This is a genomic window from Acinetobacter sp. 18QD2AZ41W, from assembly GCF_009829025.1.
Lineage (GTDB): Bacteria > Pseudomonadota > Gammaproteobacteria > Pseudomonadales > Moraxellaceae > Acinetobacter > Acinetobacter pseudolwoffii.
The window spans coordinates 1-15281 of record NZ_WURP01000011.1 but is presented as its reverse complement, the minus strand read 5'-3'; the positions used below and the strand labels follow the sequence as shown (position 1 = coordinate 15281).

19 protein-coding genes are annotated in these 15281 nt (G+C 43.2%); 14 read left to right on the top strand and 5 right to left on the bottom strand.

The features are described 5' to 3' along the window. Positions 1-20: 20 nt before the first annotated feature. Entirely contained in the window at positions 21-1031 is a 1011-nt protein-coding gene (locus GVV58_RS12485; RefSeq protein WP_034608396.1) for a metallophosphoesterase, read from the bottom strand. Positions 1032-1132: 101 nt separating this feature from the next. Here GVV58_RS12485 and GVV58_RS12480 point away from each other — a divergent pair, with 101 nt between their 5' ends. Continuing rightward, entirely contained in the window at positions 1133-2767 is a 1635-nt protein-coding gene (locus GVV58_RS12480; protein ID WP_159516681.1) for a phospholipase D family protein, read from the top strand. Positions 2768-3061: 294 nt separating this feature from the next. Here GVV58_RS12480 and GVV58_RS12475 read toward each other — a convergent pair whose 3' ends face one another. Further along, entirely contained in the window at positions 3062-3868 is an 807-nt protein-coding gene (locus tag GVV58_RS12475) for a lysophospholipid acyltransferase family protein (RefSeq protein ID WP_100329182.1), read from the bottom strand. 189 nt (positions 3869-4057) lie between these two features. On the opposite strand from GVV58_RS12475, the gene GVV58_RS15745 reads away from it, so the two are divergent. The 8 genes from GVV58_RS15745 to GVV58_RS12440 all read left to right on the top strand — a co-directional run bounded on the left by GVV58_RS15745 (position 4058) and on the right by GVV58_RS12440 (position 8970). After that, on the top strand, positions 4058-4189 hold the full coding sequence (locus GVV58_RS15745) for a hypothetical protein (RefSeq protein ID WP_005098021.1): 132 nt from the start codon (positions 4058-4060) through the stop codon (positions 4187-4189). Between the two features lie 77 nt (positions 4190-4266). Then, positions 4267-5607, top strand: coding sequence for a ribosome rescue GTPase HflX (gene hflX, locus GVV58_RS12470; RefSeq protein ID WP_159516680.1), 1341 nt, complete (start codon positions 4267-4269; stop codon positions 5605-5607). Positions 5608-5642: 35 nt separating this feature from the next. Beyond that, positions 5643-6014 carry a hypothetical protein gene (locus tag GVV58_RS12465; protein ID WP_005098027.1) on the top strand — a complete coding sequence of 124 codons (372 nt, stop codon included), beginning with the start codon at positions 5643-5645 and terminating at the stop codon, positions 6012-6014. Positions 6015-6023: 9 nt separating this feature from the next. Beyond that, positions 6024-6698, top strand: a complete 675-nt coding sequence (locus GVV58_RS12460; protein WP_005098028.1) for an LrgB family protein — start codon at positions 6024-6026, stop codon at positions 6696-6698. Between the two features lie 86 nt (positions 6699-6784). After that, positions 6785-7231: a DUF2147 domain-containing protein gene (locus GVV58_RS12455; protein ID WP_005098029.1), complete on the top strand. Its 447-nt coding sequence runs from the start codon at positions 6785-6787 to the stop codon at positions 7229-7231. A 183-nt stretch (positions 7232-7414) separates the two neighbouring features. Then, positions 7415-7864: a DUF2147 domain-containing protein gene (locus GVV58_RS12450; RefSeq protein WP_159516679.1), complete on the top strand. Its 450-nt coding sequence runs from the start codon at positions 7415-7417 to the stop codon at positions 7862-7864. A gap of 61 nt (positions 7865-7925) precedes the next feature. Continuing rightward, positions 7926-8375, top strand: coding sequence for a DUF2147 domain-containing protein (locus GVV58_RS12445; RefSeq protein ID WP_005098033.1), 450 nt, complete (start codon positions 7926-7928; stop codon positions 8373-8375). A gap of 148 nt (positions 8376-8523) precedes the next feature. Then, positions 8524-8970: a DUF2147 domain-containing protein gene (locus GVV58_RS12440; RefSeq protein WP_005098035.1), complete on the top strand. Its 447-nt coding sequence runs from the start codon at positions 8524-8526 to the stop codon at positions 8968-8970. A 52-nt stretch (positions 8971-9022) separates the two neighbouring features. Here the strand turns inward: GVV58_RS12440 and GVV58_RS12435 are convergent, their stop codons facing one another. The 3 genes from GVV58_RS12435 to pdxA are packed head-to-tail and all read right to left on the bottom strand — an operon-like array spanning position 9023 to position 11689. Continuing rightward, entirely contained in the window at positions 9023-9868 is an 846-nt protein-coding gene (locus tag GVV58_RS12435; RefSeq protein ID WP_159516678.1) for a symmetrical bis(5'-nucleosyl)-tetraphosphatase, read from the bottom strand. 6 nt (positions 9869-9874) lie between these two features. Next, positions 9875-10687, bottom strand: coding sequence for a 16S rRNA (adenine(1518)-N(6)/adenine(1519)-N(6))-dimethyltransferase RsmA (gene rsmA / locus GVV58_RS12430; RefSeq protein WP_005169455.1), 813 nt, complete (start codon positions 10685-10687; stop codon positions 9875-9877). A gap of 33 nt (positions 10688-10720) precedes the next feature. Further along, a complete protein-coding gene (gene pdxA / locus GVV58_RS12425) occupies positions 10721-11689 on the bottom strand; it encodes a 4-hydroxythreonine-4-phosphate dehydrogenase PdxA (RefSeq protein ID WP_005098039.1) in 969 nt (322 codons plus the stop codon). A gap of 305 nt (positions 11690-11994) precedes the next feature. Here pdxA and rplM point away from each other — a divergent pair, with 305 nt between their 5' ends. From rplM to GVV58_RS12400, 5 genes are all read left to right on the top strand, one after another. Further along, entirely contained in the window at positions 11995-12423 is a 429-nt protein-coding gene (gene rplM / locus GVV58_RS12420; RefSeq protein ID WP_004281682.1) for a 50S ribosomal protein L13, read from the top strand. 13 nt (positions 12424-12436) lie between these two features. Then, the gene (rpsI, locus tag GVV58_RS12415; protein WP_005007735.1) at positions 12437-12823 is read left to right on the top strand and encodes a 30S ribosomal protein S9; all 387 of its coding nucleotides are present in this window, start codon (positions 12437-12439) and stop codon (positions 12821-12823) included. A 337-nt stretch (positions 12824-13160) separates the two neighbouring features. Continuing rightward, positions 13161-13814: a glutathione S-transferase N-terminal domain-containing protein gene (locus tag GVV58_RS12410; protein ID WP_005169445.1), complete on the top strand. Its 654-nt coding sequence runs from the start codon at positions 13161-13163 to the stop codon at positions 13812-13814. 9 nt (positions 13815-13823) lie between these two features. Then, positions 13824-14252: a ClpXP protease specificity-enhancing factor gene (locus tag GVV58_RS12405; protein ID WP_005098047.1), complete on the top strand. Its 429-nt coding sequence runs from the start codon at positions 13824-13826 to the stop codon at positions 14250-14252. A 19-nt stretch (positions 14253-14271) separates the two neighbouring features. Further along, a complete protein-coding gene (locus GVV58_RS12400) occupies positions 14272-14919 on the top strand; it encodes a hypothetical protein (protein ID WP_005169443.1) in 648 nt (215 codons plus the stop codon). The last annotated feature ends 362 nt before the right edge of the window (positions 14920-15281 follow it).

The following is a 15281-nucleotide window of genomic DNA, read 5'->3' as shown; positions in this document are numbered from 1 at the left end:
GAACAGGACAATATCTCCATTTAGATCAGTTCAATAATATCAATGGTGGGTGGTACTCGAAAACGAAAAGGTACGCCGACCAAACCGGTGCCAACCGTGACAAACACATCTGCATGTTCATGACGGTACATGCCCTTCTTGTGCCCCAAAATTGATACTTTTTTCATGACATAATCGGTCAGCCAAGGCAATTCCACCTGTCCGCCATGGGTATGTCCAGCCAGCATGAGAGGACGTGTCGGCAATTTGGGAATCATATCCACCGTATCGGGATTATGCGACAAAATGACCCAAGGCTTGTCCTGAGGTAAATCTGGCAGACTGCGCATATCGGCTTTACCCGCCCAGAGATCGCCCACACCCAAGAGCCGAAATTCATCAAATTCGACAATTTGCCCTTCAATATCCATGACCTGATTGACTTGCAGTGCATAATGCAACAGTTCCTGAATCGGTGGTCCCGGATATTGCTCGTCATGATTGCCATTGACGGAATAGACTGGGGCATGAATTTCTTTTAAAACTGCCAGTTCTTGTGCCAGTTTATTTTCCGGCTCATAAGTCCAGTCTCCGGCCACCACCACCAAATCGGGTTGAACATGATTTAACTTATGCACAATTTGTCGCAACTGCCGTTCATGACCAGAAAACAGACCGATATGTAAATCTGCAATCAGGGCAATCCGGACGGGTTGCTTTAAGCGTTTATCCGCATTGATCTGATATTGTGTCGTTTTCACTTGAATTAAATGCGGCTCGATAAAGCGTGCATAACTCAAGACGGCGCTGATCAAAAATACAAAAACAGCTTCATGCAAGGAATAATAACCGCTCCATCCGGCATAAATACTGAAGAACACCAGTGGAACCAGTAAATAGGACAGGTAAAAAGCCAACAAATGACAAAATGCTTTAAATGGATGAATAGTCTCGGTACGAGATTGACTAGACCATGCCTGGTACACAGCCCAGATGGCCAGAATGGCCATGCCTAAATAAAAATAAAAAAGTACGGAACTGGTATCCCACATAGATTTGCCTTGTCGAGTCGAGAAGCTGATTACTGGCTTTATATTTATCTTTTCATAGCTGGCAATTATACTCAATTCTAATTTTTCATTCTTCGACTTATATGGCCACTGCTCCCCACGTTCAAGCTCATTCAAAATTTTCCTGCTTTTCATCAATTTACCGCTATAAAGCTGGAATTTTACTGAGCTGTAGCATGATCTTGGGTCTTCCTGCATGCAGTACTTTGCCCAAGCAAACTGAGCAGCCTAGCCAGATGGCATTTGAAACAGATACCTCACAAACCAGTTTGGCGCAAATTGTTGAACCTTTACGTGAACAGAACATCGGCCTGACCGGTTATCGTGTGCTCTATGACCCACTCGAAGCACTGGGTGCGCGTATCCAGCTGATTAACAAGGCCGAGCGTAGTCTGGATCTACAGTATTATATTTGGGACAACGACCGGATTGGCACCCTTGCCCTGCATGCGATTATTCAGGCGGCAGATCGTGGCGTAAAAGTGCGTCTGTTAATGGATGACAATAATGCCAAGAAAATGGAAGGCATTTATCTGGCCTTAAACCAGCATCAGAATATCGATGTCAAACTGTATAATCCCTACCGTTTTCGAAAATATCGTGCCATGGACATGGTGCTGGATTTAAAGCGTATTAATCGCCGCATGCATAATAAAAGTTTTATTGCCGACAACCAGATTGCCCTGATTGGTGGACGCAATATGAGTAACCAGTATTATAATGTCAGTGAAATTTATCAGTTTTCCGATGTCGATGTGATGCTGGTCGGTGCAGCATCGGATGAAATCATTCATTCCTTCGATGAATACTGGAATGATGATTATGCCTATCCGGTGCAACAGATTGTCAATCCGCGCCATCATGGCTTACGCTTTCCAAGCCTGAAACAACAACTGGAAAAGCACAGTCAGGATCAGGCCACACAGAATTATCTGGATCTGGCCAATCGTTCCAGAGCATTTGACCAATGGCTGGAACAAAACATTCAACTGGATTGGGTCGAAGCCGAAGTGGTCAAAGATCCTCCAAGCAAAATCAAGGCCAAGGCCAAAGCCGAAGAACATCTCAACTTCCAGTTATTACAACATCTGGAAAAACCTGAACAAAGTGTTGATATTGTCTCTGCCTATTTTGTTCCGGAAAAAATTGGCGCAGATCGTTTAAAGAAACTGGCGGATGAAAATATCGAGGTCCGTGTCTTGACCAATTCGTTTAAAGCCAATGATGTTGCCGTTGTACATGCCTTTTATGCCAAATATCGTCAGGATTTATTGGAAAATGATGTGCAGCTATATGAGTTCCTTGCAGCGCCAGATGCCGATCATCTCAATGCCAATACAGCGGAAATTTCCAAAAAAGCCAAAGTCAGCCTGAAAGGTCTGAGCCGCTCCAGCCTGCATGCCAAGCTGATGGCAATCGATCAAAAACAGGTGTTTATTGGTTCTTTTAACTTTGATCCACGTTCTGCCTATCTCAACACTGAAATTGGTGTCTTACTGAATAGTCCCTCTTTAGCACAGGCAGTGCACCAAACCATGGATCAGAACTTAAGTAAATATGCCTATAAACTGGTGCTGGATGCCAACCAGAATATTAACTGGAAAATCAAGAAAGCCAATGGAGAGGTTAAAACCTTCACCAAAGAACCCGGAATAAGATGGTACCAAAAAGCTGGGCTCAAACTGGTGTCCTGGTTGCCGATCGAAGGGTTTATGTAAGTGACAAACAGCTTGAGTTGAACTATTTAAAATAGCCTCTTCTTTAACGCTGCCTTCTTCTCATGGATTTGCCCAAGTTTCAGAGATATGAGTGTGGCAAGGATGTCACATATTATCTATCACGACAGGACGTCGTGTATGGATAATAAAGACTTTTGCCTACTTTGGGTCTGTCAAAAGTAGAGTTTTGCCAACACAAAGCCATTTAAATGTTTAAAGCAAAGATGAGGCTATACACGTCTATTCCCAAGAATAGATATCAAATGCCTAAATTTCTCATCCAGTTGTTTTTTATTAAGTCTTTTCTAGTACACGCGATTGCAACTCCACCAAGCCAGCCTGCATGGTTTGCTGTACCACACGGGTCAGGCTTTCAACAGTGTGCCCCTCAGTCGCGATTGCAGGTAAAGCCACTAAATGTGCAATCACTTGTGGCATTTCCAGTACTTTTTTGACATGGGCTGCAAAACTGATGTCATTGATAAACGGCGCAACCACATCGAGTTCACCCTGCTGATTCACATAACAAATCAGGCAAATTTGCACAGGACGCTGTGCCTCAATCGCAGCGCCCAAAATCCGGCCGTGTACTTTTTTAATGGCTCGCCCATCTGAAGTGGTGGCTTCAGGAAAAAATAATACGGGAATATTCTGTTTTAAAAATCCGGTAATCTGTTCGCGGATACGCACCGAATCACCAGAACCACGTTTGATAAATAAAGTGCCGCCACCTTTGGCCAATTTACCCAGAATTGGCCAGTTTTCAATTTCTGCTTTGGCCAGAAAAAATACGCGTGCCCCTGAACCTAAAACTGCAATATCGAGCCAGGACACATGGTTACTCACCCATAAAGCGGGTTCGCGCGGAATTTCACCGTGCACCTGGACTTCTATATTGAATACTTTGCACAACTGTCGACAAAAATGTTGCACATAACGGGTATTGGTTGGATTGTTCGGATTTTTGTATAAACCGTGACGGAAAACCAAATAGAACCCTTCACTGATAACAGCCAGTGAAGCTGTTACTTTTCGCATATAAAGCCAGAATTTTGCCAAGCCATGTCGGTGAGATGTTTGATCTTGTACAGTTGGGTTCATAAAAACGTCACTAAATCCTAAGCTAGATACAGGGAATATCCACGAATTAAACTCATTCTATACTGTTCATTCGCAACATGCATTGATAATAAAAACCGACCAATAAGATCTATATCTTCAATTTTAATTGGATTAATAAATCATTTAAAATAAAAACATCGGAATATTAGATTAAAAAGGATCGCTGCCATGCCAGATCAAACCCAGCCTGCGAATGAAAAGCTTCAGCCTTTACAAGTGCTCAAATATATTTTGGGTGGTACCTGTATCTATGCCGCTGTACTGGTAACACTTGCACAACTGTTTGTCACCGCACTTTAAACCAAAGCCGCGCTAATTCAGTATCTGCCTCGCTCTTTTTCAACTACACTAAAGCTTTCAAGTGGAGATTGGCCTGAGTGGAATATTTAGAACAACATCGGGGGAAAGAACGCGTCATTCTGGTGAGTGTCAGCGTACAAATGCTGGATGACCTTGATGCTGAAGAGTTTAATCTGCTGGCGCAATCTGCAGATGCCGAAATTCTGGAACATATTCATGCTCAACGCGTCAAACCGGATGCCAAATTTTTTATCGGGTCAGGCAAAGCAGAAGAAATCGCCGAACGCGTAAAAGAACTGGACGCCAATCTGGTCATTGTTGATCATGCCCTGACACCGGCCCAGGCCCGTAATCTGGAACAGGTCATCAAGTGCCGTGTGGTCGATCGTACCGAACTGATTTTAGATATTTTCGCCCAGCGTGCCCGTACCTATGAAGGCAAGCTGCAAGTCGAACTGGCACAACTGCAACATTTATCATCCCGCTTAATTCGCAGCCGTGGCAATCTCGACAGCCAAAAAGGCGGCATTGGCTTGCGTGGTCCGGGTGAAACCCTGCTTGAAACTGACCGTCGTTTACTGCGTATTCGCATGGGACAACTGAAAGCCAAAATTGATAAAGTCCGCCAGACCCGAATGCAAGGTCGTATTGCCCGTCAAAAAGCAGCTGTCCCCACTGTGTCTTTGGTCGGTTATACCAATGCCGGCAAATCGACCCTGTTTAACCTGCTGGCCAAGAGTGATGTCTATGCAGCCGATCAGCTTTTTGCCACCTTGGACCCGACTTTAAGACGTCTGGAATGGGATGGCATCGGTAATCTGGTATTGGCAGATACGGTGGGTTTTGTTCGCAATCTTTCCCACTCGCTGGTTGAATCCTTTAAGGCGACCCTGGAAGAAACCGTAGAAGCTACCCTGTTGCTGCATGTCATCGATTCAAGTAGTCCAGAAATTCTGGAGCAGATTGAAGCGGTTGAAAAAGTCCTGAAAGAAATTGGTGCCGATGTTCCGATCCTGCAGGTTTACAATAAAATTGACTGTAGCGGCGATGAGGCCAAAATTATTTATCGACGCCCGGGTGAGCCAGAACGTGTCTATGTTTCAGCACATAGTGGCGAAGGGATCGACCTGCTGCGTAAAGCGGTACATGAAGCCCTGATGGGACAATTGCAATCCTTTGACCTGATTCTGAAACCCGCCTACGGCAAGCTGCGCAACCAGCTTTATGGTTTAAATGTAATCCAGTCAGAACATTATGATGATGAAGGTCAGCTGCATTTACATATTCGGATTGCAGCACAAAAACTGGAGCAGCTGATTAAACAGGCGCATTTACCTTTAGATGAAATTTTAGGAAAACAGGCGCAGCAGTTTCAACGTCCACTGGAAGCGTTTGAAATCCGGTCAAAGATCGAGTAAAACTTGATAAGTAAACTTAATAATTGATCATACGAATGAACTGGATAAAACGAATAGACTGGCCAGCATGGATCGGCACCCTGTTACTTATTATTGTCTTTCGGGAAGCATCCGTCTGGCTCATGACCCAGCTGGATCATCCTGAATTGGGCAATCTGGTAGGGTTACTCAGCTTATTGATTGCCCTTTTTACCTGGCGCTATTTCGGTAAACTTCCCGCTCGTCTCGTAGACACCAATAACAAGCTGATGAAGGAAAGCGCCTTTGCTTTCCTGCCTGTCAGTGCAGGTGCACTGATGATGCTGGTCCATATGGGCCAGAAAATTCCGGCATTTTTGTTCATCATGTTTTTCAGCACCCTGATTCCTTTATGGATTTACGCCAAAATGGCCAAGCGCTGGTTATAGGAGTACCGCATGTTATCTATTTTATATGGCTTTGCGGTCACGCTGATGGCCTATCTGATTGCCAAACCCTGTAACCGGATCATCCCGCAAATTCCTGTCATCGTATTTAGCATGTTCTTTGTGCTTGCAATTTTATTTGTGCTCGGGATTCCTTATCAAAATTACATGGATCAAGTGAATCCGCTCTTCAATCATTTACTTGGCTATGTGACCGTCGCCCTGGCCATTCCACTGGCTGCAATGCGCTATGATGACTTACCACTAAAAGCGATTATCGGTATCTTGGTTTTTGCCAGTATCAGTGCTGTCGCCCTACCAATGGGACTTGCATATCTGCTGCATATGTCTTCCGCAGATATTATGGCTTTCGCGACTCGGGCGGTGACGACACCCATTGCGATTAATATCGCCACCTTGCTGGATGCTCCAATCAGTATGGTGATTCTGATTGTGATTCTTTCCGGAGTGATTGGCGCAGCATTTTCACCGTTTATCCTGCGGCATATCAATGATGAACGTGCTTCCGGACTGGCCTTAGGATTGGCAGCACATGCGATTGGTACAGCTCAGGCCTGGCAGCGTGGCAGTGTTGCAGGACGTTATGCCGCTTTCGGTATGGCAGTCAATGCGGTGTTTACTGCCATCTGGCTGCCTACTTTTATACTTTATTTGCAAAAAATGTGACTAGTGAATCACTTTAATTGTTTGTTTTGTGCTTTAATCGTTCCTAATATACAAACATAAAACAATTTTATTCAAGGAACAGAAATATGAAAAAGGTTCAATTATTCTCGGCTTTACTTTTAACCTCTTTCAGCCATCTGGCCTTAGCTTCGGATCTGTCAGGGACATGGCGCAATATTGATGATAAAACCGGCTCACCTAAAGCATTCCTGGAAATTCGCGAAACAGCTACAGGCACTTATACGGCCAAAATTACCAAAATCACGCCGCGCCCGGGCTATACCCCAAAAGAAAATTGTGTCTCTTGTCCTGCACCTTATACCAATAAACCGATTCTTGGACTGGATGTACTGACAGGCCTGAAGCACACCGGCAATAATAACTTTGCTCAAGGCAAACTACTCGATCCATTATCCGGGAATGTGTATAGCACCAAGGCAAAATTAAGCAGTAATGGTAAACGTCTGACTTTACGCGGCTATGTAGGCGTTTCGGCCCTGGGTCGCAGCCAGACCTGGATTAAACAGGATTAATTCATACTCTATTGAATAAAATGTGATGAGTTTAAAATTTAGCAGAGAGAAGCTTGCATTTTCATACATTAAGTTGTATGAATATTGAACATATGCTTTTCTCATGGATTATGAAAGTATAATAAGTAGAATTTACATAATATGTATCAAATGGAATTTGATGTGTTGTCATAAGGATATCGTATGCAGAAAATTGCAATTTTAGGTGTATTTACAGCCTCTATAGTCACCTGCTCCATGGCATTTGCGCAGGAGTTATCGGGTTTCTGGCAACAGATTGACGATAAAACCGGCTCACCTAAAGCACTGATTGAAATGAAAACTCAGGCAGATGGTTCTTATACTGGGAACATTCACAAAGTTACACCGCGACCAGGCTATACGCCACGGGAAAAATGTATAAAGTGCCCACCCCCATATACAGACAAACCGATTTTAGGACTAGAGATCATTAAAGGGCTGAAACCAACCAGCAAGAATAACTATGGACATGGTCAAATACTCGACCCTTTAACTGGCAAAATTTATGAGTTAAAAGGGCGGATTTCTGCCAATGGGAAACGACTGACTCTACGTGGATACATTGGGATATCTGCCATCGGCCGTACACAAACCTGGATTCGCCAGGATTAATAAAGCAGCACATTTGTGTTGGAGATATTTTATTTCATCTATAAAAAAAAGGATAAATATAATGAAACAATCTAAATTAGGATTAATATTCATCGCTGCCATGATGACTGGCACTGCGTATGCACAGGACTTAACAGGCACCTGGCAACAAATTGATGACAAAACCGGTTCACCAAAAGCAGTGATTGAAATTCGCCAAAATGATAACGGTACGTTTGCCGGAAAAATTATCAAAGTTACGCCACGTCCGGGCTATACCCCACAGAAAACCTGTAATAAATGTCCTGCTCCCTATACCAATCAACCTATTCTGGGCATGGATGTACTGACTGGCTTAAAACATGTGGAAGGCACCAATAACTATGAAAAAGGCCGTGTGATCGACCCGTTGGCGGGTAAAATTTACGATGCCAGAGTACGTCTGAATGCCAATGGTAAACGTTTAACCTTGCGTGGTTATGTCGGCGTTTCTGCTTTAGGCCGCAGCCAGACCTGGATTCGTCAGGATTAGTATCCAATTCTCAATATTAATAAAAGCTGCCAACTTGGCAGCTTTTTTTAGTACATTAACTCTATAGTATTCAGATAATTATTGACTATTTAATCATAATTCCTAACATGAGGGCGCGATGACAAAAAACTCTCTGGAATGACTCTCTATGTTAAAAAAAATATTACTTGCCGCATTGACCACAGGGTTTAGCATGACCCTTTGGGCGGAAGATATTACTGGAACTTGGCAACAAATTGATGATAAAACGGGAGCTGCCAAAGCGATTATCGTAATTAGCCAAGAGCCTAACGACACTTACTCTGCTAAAATTGTGAAAGTTACCCCTCGTCCGGGCTATACACCACGTGAAAAATGTAATGCCTGCCCTGCTCCCTATACCAATCAGCCCATTTTAGGTATGACAATTATCAAGGGCTTAAAACATGTTAAAGGCACCAATAACTATGAAAAAGGTAAAGTGATTGATCCTTTGGCAGGGAAAATTTATGACGCAAAAATGCGTTTAAACAACACTGGCAAACGTTTAACCCTGCGCGCCAGTGTAGGTGTTTCAGTACTTGGTCGTAACCAGACCTGGATACGTGCAGACTAATAGATAGTTTAAAAAAGCCACGTGATCACGTGGCTTTTTTTATTGGATTTACTTAGATCACCGGATTATCAACCGCGAACATCTGCTGATCTTCCAGACGGAATGCCATGAGTTGATTGCCCCAGACACAGCCACCATCGACATTTTGAATTCGGTCCGAAATAATTTTACCATTTAAGGCAGCCCAGTGACCAAACAGAATCTGATGGCTTTGCGCTGCTAATGACTCAAATTCAAACCAGGGTTTAAAGCCTTCCGGCATTGGATCATCTAGCGCATCTTTAAAGCTGTATTCCAGACGCCCCTCTGCATCAGTGAGACGCATCCGGGTCAAATAATTCACGATACAGCGAATACGCTCATGGCCCTTTAGCTGGTCTGACCACAGTGCGGGTTCTTTCCCAAACATCTCTTTCAAAAAATCATCCAGCACATCGAAGTCATCATTAGAAATGATGGCTTCAACTTCTTGTGCCAATTGAGCAGTTTTTTCTGCATTCCAGATATTCGGAATCCCTGCATGGGTCAGAATAGTCTGCTCATTTGGAAATAGACACAGCGGCTGTTTACGCAGCCAGTCAATCAGGTCATCGCTGTCGATGGCATCAATCACATCACGAACATTGTCCTTTTCTTTAATCGGCTTGATGCCGCGGGCATAGGCCAATAAAGTCAAATCATGATTACCCAAGACTGTTGCAGCCGATCCCTGTTCGGCCAGCTTCTTGATAAACCGCAGTGCAGCAATTGAGTTTTCACCTCGTGCCACCAAGTCTCCAGCAAACCAGATAAAGTCCTGATCTGCATCGAAGCGGATTTCTTTGAGCAGAGCTTTCAAGGCCTCAAAACAGCCTTGCACATCGCCAATTACATAATTATATCGAACAGTGCGGTTCATCGTTATTTAAGCCACCATTTGATCTGAAAGTGCAACAAACTGTTCAAGGGTCAGAGTTTCTGGACGTGCCATCGGGTCAACACCCGCTTTTTCAAAACCATCTTCAACCAGCATGCCTTTTAAGCTATTGCGCAAGGTTTTACGACGCTGGGTAAAGACATGAGATACCAGACGTGCCAGCGCTTTTTCATTTTTGGCCACAATCGGCTTGTCTGCATAAGGCTCTAAACGAAATACCGCCGAGGTTACTTTTGGTGGCGGATTGAAAGATCCCGGTGGTACTTCAAACAGGAAAGTCGGTTTGCAGAAATACTGGATCATGACTGACAAACGGCCATATTCCTTAGTATTTGGTAATGCGGTAATCCGATCAACCACTTCTTTTTGCAGCATGAAGTGCATGTCCTGCACTTTGCCACCAAATTCCAAAAGATGAAAAAGCAGGGGAGTAGAAATATTATAGGGCAAGTTACCAACCACGCGCAGCGGACGGCCTTCTTCAAATAATGTTGAATAATCAAAGCGCAGTGCATCGGCTTCAATAATGGTTAAACGTTCTGGATGTGGTACACGACCCGGCAGGCCCGCAGCCAAATCACGGTCAAGTTCGACCACAGTCAATGCATCACATTCACCAATCAAAGGTGAGGTCAATGCGGCCAGACCCGGCCCAATTTCCAGAATGTTCTGACCTGGACGTGGGTTGACTGAGCGTACAATTTTGGCAATGACACGTTGGTCATGTAAGAAGTTTTGACCAAATCGTTTTCGAGCCTGATGCCCTTCTTCTTTTGGGTTTAAGGCATTAATTTGATACATAAAAACATTTCCAACGTGAGTGATGAACAATAATCAGTGGCGCGCCAGATCGAGGGCTAAATCGACAGCAACGTGCAGGCTGGAACTTTTCGCAAGTCCCGTACCCGCAAGGGAGAGTGCTGTGCCATGATCTACAGATGTACGAATAAAGGGTAAGCCGAGGGTAATATTAATGGCTTCACCAAAGCCCTGTGATTTTAACACAGGTAAGCCCTGATCGTGATACATCGCCAGAACCGCATCGGCATCTTTTAAGTTTTCCGGGGTAAATAAAGTATCTGCGGGCAAGCTTAAACTCATATTGATGCCTTGAGCACGGTAGCTTTCAAGTACCGGATTAATCACTTCAATTTCTTCCATACCCAAATAGCCACCCTCGCCTGCATGCGGATTGAGACCGCAGACCAAAATATGTGGATGTTCAATCTTAAATTTGGATTTCAGATCGTGAATCAGGATATCAATGACTTGATGCAAACGCTCTTTGCTAATCGCATCGGCAACGGCACGTAAAGGAAGATGCGTCGTTGCCAAAGCCACACGTAAAGTCTTGGTCGCCAGCATCATCACCACCCGCTCAACGCCTGCAAATTCTTGATAATATTCGGTATGACCGCTGAAATGGATGCCAGCCTCATTCATCACAGACTTTTGCACCGGTGCAGTTGCCACGCCGACACTTTTAGCTGACATGGCATAGTCCGCAGATCGTCGCAGTTGTTCTAATACATAAGCGGCATTGTTCGGGTTCAATTCACCTAATACCACAGGCTGATTGAGTGGCACATGTTCAACATACAGCTGACCTTTTTTTGAAGATGCGTCCTGTCCGGTATATTCAATCAATGCCACAGACAATTTCAATTGATCTGCACGGGCTTTCAGCATATTCAGATCGGCCAATACTACAATCGGACGTTCATCCACACGTTCTGCCAGACTCAGGCAAATATCAGGACCAATTCCAGCAGGTTCCCCGCTAGTGACATATAAAGGCAGCATCATCTTCTCAATTTGGCAAAGCTGAGAAATATTATAACCCGATCATATCCAGGCTGCAGCGATCATTGCAAAGTGTCCTTATAAATCAATATTTTGATACGATTGAAAGGATGGTTACAAATATAGTCATCGTTTTTGCGAGATATTCAGGTTTATGCCTTTCCTTATTTCAGGAGATTAGATAAAATACAGCGCTTGAAATTTCAATTTTCATTTGTGATTCTTCACGTATTCGTTTAGAATCGCGTCTCCTTTAGTTTGGACAGATTCCATAGTCCAAACCAACTATAATAGGTAGTGGTTTAATGAAAACTCTCAGCGCTAAGCCAGCTGAGGTTCAACACGACTGGTACGTTGTTGATGCTTCTGGCAAAACTTTAGGTCGCCTTGCGACTGAAATCGCTCGTCGTTTACGCGGTAAGCACAAGACTTCTTATACTCCTCACGTTGACACTGGCGATTATATCGTTGTAATCAATGCTGAAGAAATCACTGTGACTGGTAAAAAGTCACAAGATAAGAAATACTATCGCCACACTGGTTTCCCTGGTGGTATCCGTGAGACTAACTTTGAAAAGTTAATCGCTCACAAACCAGAAGCAGTTCTAGAAAAAGCTGTTAAAGGTATGTTACCTAAAGGTCCTCTTGGTTATGCAATGATCAAGAAAATGAAAGTGTATGCAGGTACTGAGCATCCACACGCTGCTCAACAGCCACAAGTTTTGGACATCTAAGGGATAACAGCACATGGCTACTAATTATGGTACAGGTCGCCGTAAGACCGCAACTGCACGTGTTTTCCTATCAGCTGGTACTGGTAAACTCGTAATTAACAACCGTACTCTTGAACAGTATTTCGGTCGTGAAACTGCTCGTATGGTGGTTAACCAACCTCTTGAGCTGCTTGAAGCAACTGAGAAATATGACCTTTACATCACTGTTGCTGGTGGTGGTATCGGTGGTCAAGCAGGCGCAATCCGTCACGGTATTACTCGTGCATTGATCGCTTCTGACGAGACTTTAAAACCTGCTCTTCGTCAAGCTGGTTTCGTTACTCGTGATGCTCGTGAAGTTGAACGTAAGAAACTTGGTTTACGTAAAGCTCGTAAACGTCCTCAGTTCTCTAAACGTTAATTCGTTTACCGAACCGGACAAAAAAGCCTTGGATTATTCCAAGGCTTTTTTTATAAGTATTCATTATCAATATTGAAGGATATTTTTGCGGTTATTGTTCATGTATATCTTTACCCCAGCCCCCGTCATGGCACCAAAATGATTTACTCAGATAATAATTTGCCACACCAATAACAATAAATAGCAGGATGATGAGCGGTTTAATAAGCATGCTGTTTTTCTCCAGATATTTTTCTTATAATCTACCTTGGCTCAAGCCGATTGATCTTTGATGCTTGGTGCTTTTTAGGTTGAATTTTAGTATCCTAGTCTATTCATTAGAACTTCATCAGGATTTATGTCAGTCGAAAGCGCGCCTCTTCAAGGAATTACCTTATATAGTCATGCCGATGACTTCCGTTCCCATTGGATTCGCTATGTGCTTGCCGAGAAGCAAATTAAATACAACCTGATTCTGGTAGATACAGATGACGAGGATCTGGCCAGTCTCAATCCTTATAATCAGTTGCCGATGCTGATCGAAAATGAACTCAAATTATTCAATACTTCAATTATTTCTGAATATGTAGATGATCGCTATCGTCAGAATAAACTGTATGCCGATGCGCCGATGCCGCGTGCGGAGCAACGTCAATACATCTGGCGCTTTGAAAATGACTGGCTACAACTGGCCGATATCATGTTACGTCATCCAGACACCCTAGATAAAAAAGCCAAAAACCAGGCACAGAAGCAGTTACAAGATATCCTGACCTCATTGATGCCACTATTCCAGCATTTTCCCTATTTTATGTCTGAACAATTCAGTATTCTGGATTGCATGTTGGCGCCAATTTTTATCCGCCTGAAACAGATGGGCATAGAATTACCGCAGCAGCAATGCCGTCCATTTTATTTATATTGCCAGCGAATTTTCAGCCGTCCTGCCTTTGCAAAATCTATGACATTGCAGGAAAAAAACCGTTATTCAGCACAAATCAAGAACCTGTAGAGAAACATCATGTCCGAACAAGAATTCAACCTTAGCCCTACTCGTCCCTATATGGCACGCGCAATCTATGAGTGGGTTTGCGATAACAATATGACGCCCTACTTGCTGGTCGATGCGACACGTCCAAATACCATGGTTCCTGAGCAGTTTATTAAAGATGGGCAGATTGTGCTGAATATTGTGCCTCATGCGGTACATGCGCTACATATGAGCAATGATGCAATTAGCTTCTCTGCTCGCTTTGGTGGTGTCTCTCGTGATATCTATGTCCCTATGGCAGCCGTACTCGGTATTTACGCACGTGAAAACGGCCAAGGTTTATTCTTTGATCCAAGTGAATATGAACATACACAAACCGATGAAGATGCTTTAAAATCAAGCACTGAAGAAAAACCTGAACAGCCAAAGAAAAAACCAACTTTAAGGTTATTAGATTAAAAAATAATGGAGCAAGTGAATGGCTTTTGATTTAGTACAATATTTTGTTGAACAGATAGAAACTCAAAAGCCTGAGCTTCTAAAAGACCATACGAAAGAAGAAAGACGAAAATATATAACTGAAATTAATGCCTTAACTTTAGGCAAACTGATTACCGAGTGGCGCAACAATCCACAAAAAATTTATAACGAAATTAATCATCCTGATGAATTATATATACTGGAAGTCGTGCGTCATCTGGCCACCCATTCGGAAAACCAGTCAGCTCTGGATCGAACTCAACTAGAACAAAGCACCTCGGAAATTTTCCATTTACAGCTCACTGAATTAAAACAGTTACATGATACCGGCAATCATAATCTTAACAGCATTCAAGAACTGCTCACCGGCCAGATTGAACATTTATCCGGTCAAGCAGATGATTGGGTTTGGACAACAAACAACCTAACAGAACTCAAAGGCTCTAAACCAATTGTACAAGAAGAGCTATCATTGGAGGCATCAATGAAGGAGTTTAATCAAATGGTAAGCCAGAATCATCAGCATCAAGATGTTGAAGACGTCGTTCTTGTAGAAACCCCAACATGGGCAAAGATTGTTGAACCCATCATCGCCATTGCAATTCTTTGGGTATTAATCGCAGCCGTAATGCGCGTATTTGGTTAAAATGAACTGCAATCAAAAACCAGCATTTTGCTGGTTTTTTTATTTGCCAAGATTTATAAGATCGGCCTATCAATTATTTTAGAGCAAACCCAAGATTCAAGATCTCCTATCACTCCTATAAGAACAACCCTCCTAAGAAAGTTTTGATCAGCTTTGAAATATAAATATATTTAAGCACTTCAATAAGTTTGAGAAGCTCTAGTAGTTTCAATATTGCTTATTAAAAGTTCTTAAAAATCCCGCACACAAAAAAACACCCCCAAGCCTTGGCTTGAAGGTGTTTCGAATAATGAGCTGGCGATGACTTACTCTCACATGGGTAACCCCACACTACCATCAGCGCAAAGAGGTTTCACTTCTGA

What these genes read in the sequence shown, in the direction of transcription:
- GVV58_RS12485 (WP_034608396.1), bottom strand. Translation starts at nt 1,031, where the DNA reads ATGTGGGATACCAGTTCCGTACTTTTTTATTTTTATTTAGGCATGGCC.
- GVV58_RS12480 (WP_159516681.1), top strand. Translation starts at nt 1,133, where the DNA reads ATGGCCACTGCTCCCCACGTTCAAGCTCATTCAAAATTTTCCTGCTTT.
- GVV58_RS12475 (WP_100329182.1), bottom strand. Translation starts at nt 3,868, where the DNA reads ATGAACCCAACTGTACAAGATCAAACATCTCACCGACATGGCTTGGCA.
- GVV58_RS15745 (WP_005098021.1), top strand. Translation starts at nt 4,058, where the DNA reads ATGCCAGATCAAACCCAGCCTGCGAATGAAAAGCTTCAGCCTTTACAA.
- GVV58_RS12465 (WP_005098027.1), top strand. Translation starts at nt 5,643, where the DNA reads ATGAACTGGATAAAACGAATAGACTGGCCAGCATGGATCGGCACCCTG.
- GVV58_RS12460 (WP_005098028.1), top strand. Translation starts at nt 6,024, where the DNA reads ATGTTATCTATTTTATATGGCTTTGCGGTCACGCTGATGGCCTATCTG.
- GVV58_RS12455 (WP_005098029.1), top strand. Translation starts at nt 6,785, where the DNA reads ATGAAAAAGGTTCAATTATTCTCGGCTTTACTTTTAACCTCTTTCAGC.
- GVV58_RS12450 (WP_159516679.1), top strand. Translation starts at nt 7,415, where the DNA reads ATGCAGAAAATTGCAATTTTAGGTGTATTTACAGCCTCTATAGTCACC.
- GVV58_RS12445 (WP_005098033.1), top strand. Translation starts at nt 7,926, where the DNA reads ATGAAACAATCTAAATTAGGATTAATATTCATCGCTGCCATGATGACT.
- GVV58_RS12440 (WP_005098035.1), top strand. Translation starts at nt 8,524, where the DNA reads ATGTTAAAAAAAATATTACTTGCCGCATTGACCACAGGGTTTAGCATG.
- GVV58_RS12435 (WP_159516678.1), bottom strand. Translation starts at nt 9,868, where the DNA reads ATGAACCGCACTGTTCGATATAATTATGTAATTGGCGATGTGCAAGGC.
- rsmA (WP_005169455.1), bottom strand. Translation starts at nt 10,687, where the DNA reads ATGTATCAAATTAATGCCTTAAACCCAAAAGAAGAAGGGCATCAGGCT.
- pdxA (WP_005098039.1), bottom strand. Translation starts at nt 11,689, where the DNA reads ATGCTGCCTTTATATGTCACTAGCGGGGAACCTGCTGGAATTGGTCCT.
- rplM (WP_004281682.1), top strand. Translation starts at nt 11,995, where the DNA reads ATGAAAACTCTCAGCGCTAAGCCAGCTGAGGTTCAACACGACTGGTAC.
- rpsI (WP_005007735.1), top strand. Translation starts at nt 12,437, where the DNA reads ATGGCTACTAATTATGGTACAGGTCGCCGTAAGACCGCAACTGCACGT.
- GVV58_RS12410 (WP_005169445.1), top strand. Translation starts at nt 13,161, where the DNA reads ATGTCAGTCGAAAGCGCGCCTCTTCAAGGAATTACCTTATATAGTCAT.
- GVV58_RS12405 (WP_005098047.1), top strand. Translation starts at nt 13,824, where the DNA reads ATGTCCGAACAAGAATTCAACCTTAGCCCTACTCGTCCCTATATGGCA.
- GVV58_RS12400 (WP_005169443.1), top strand. Translation starts at nt 14,272, where the DNA reads ATGGCTTTTGATTTAGTACAATATTTTGTTGAACAGATAGAAACTCAA.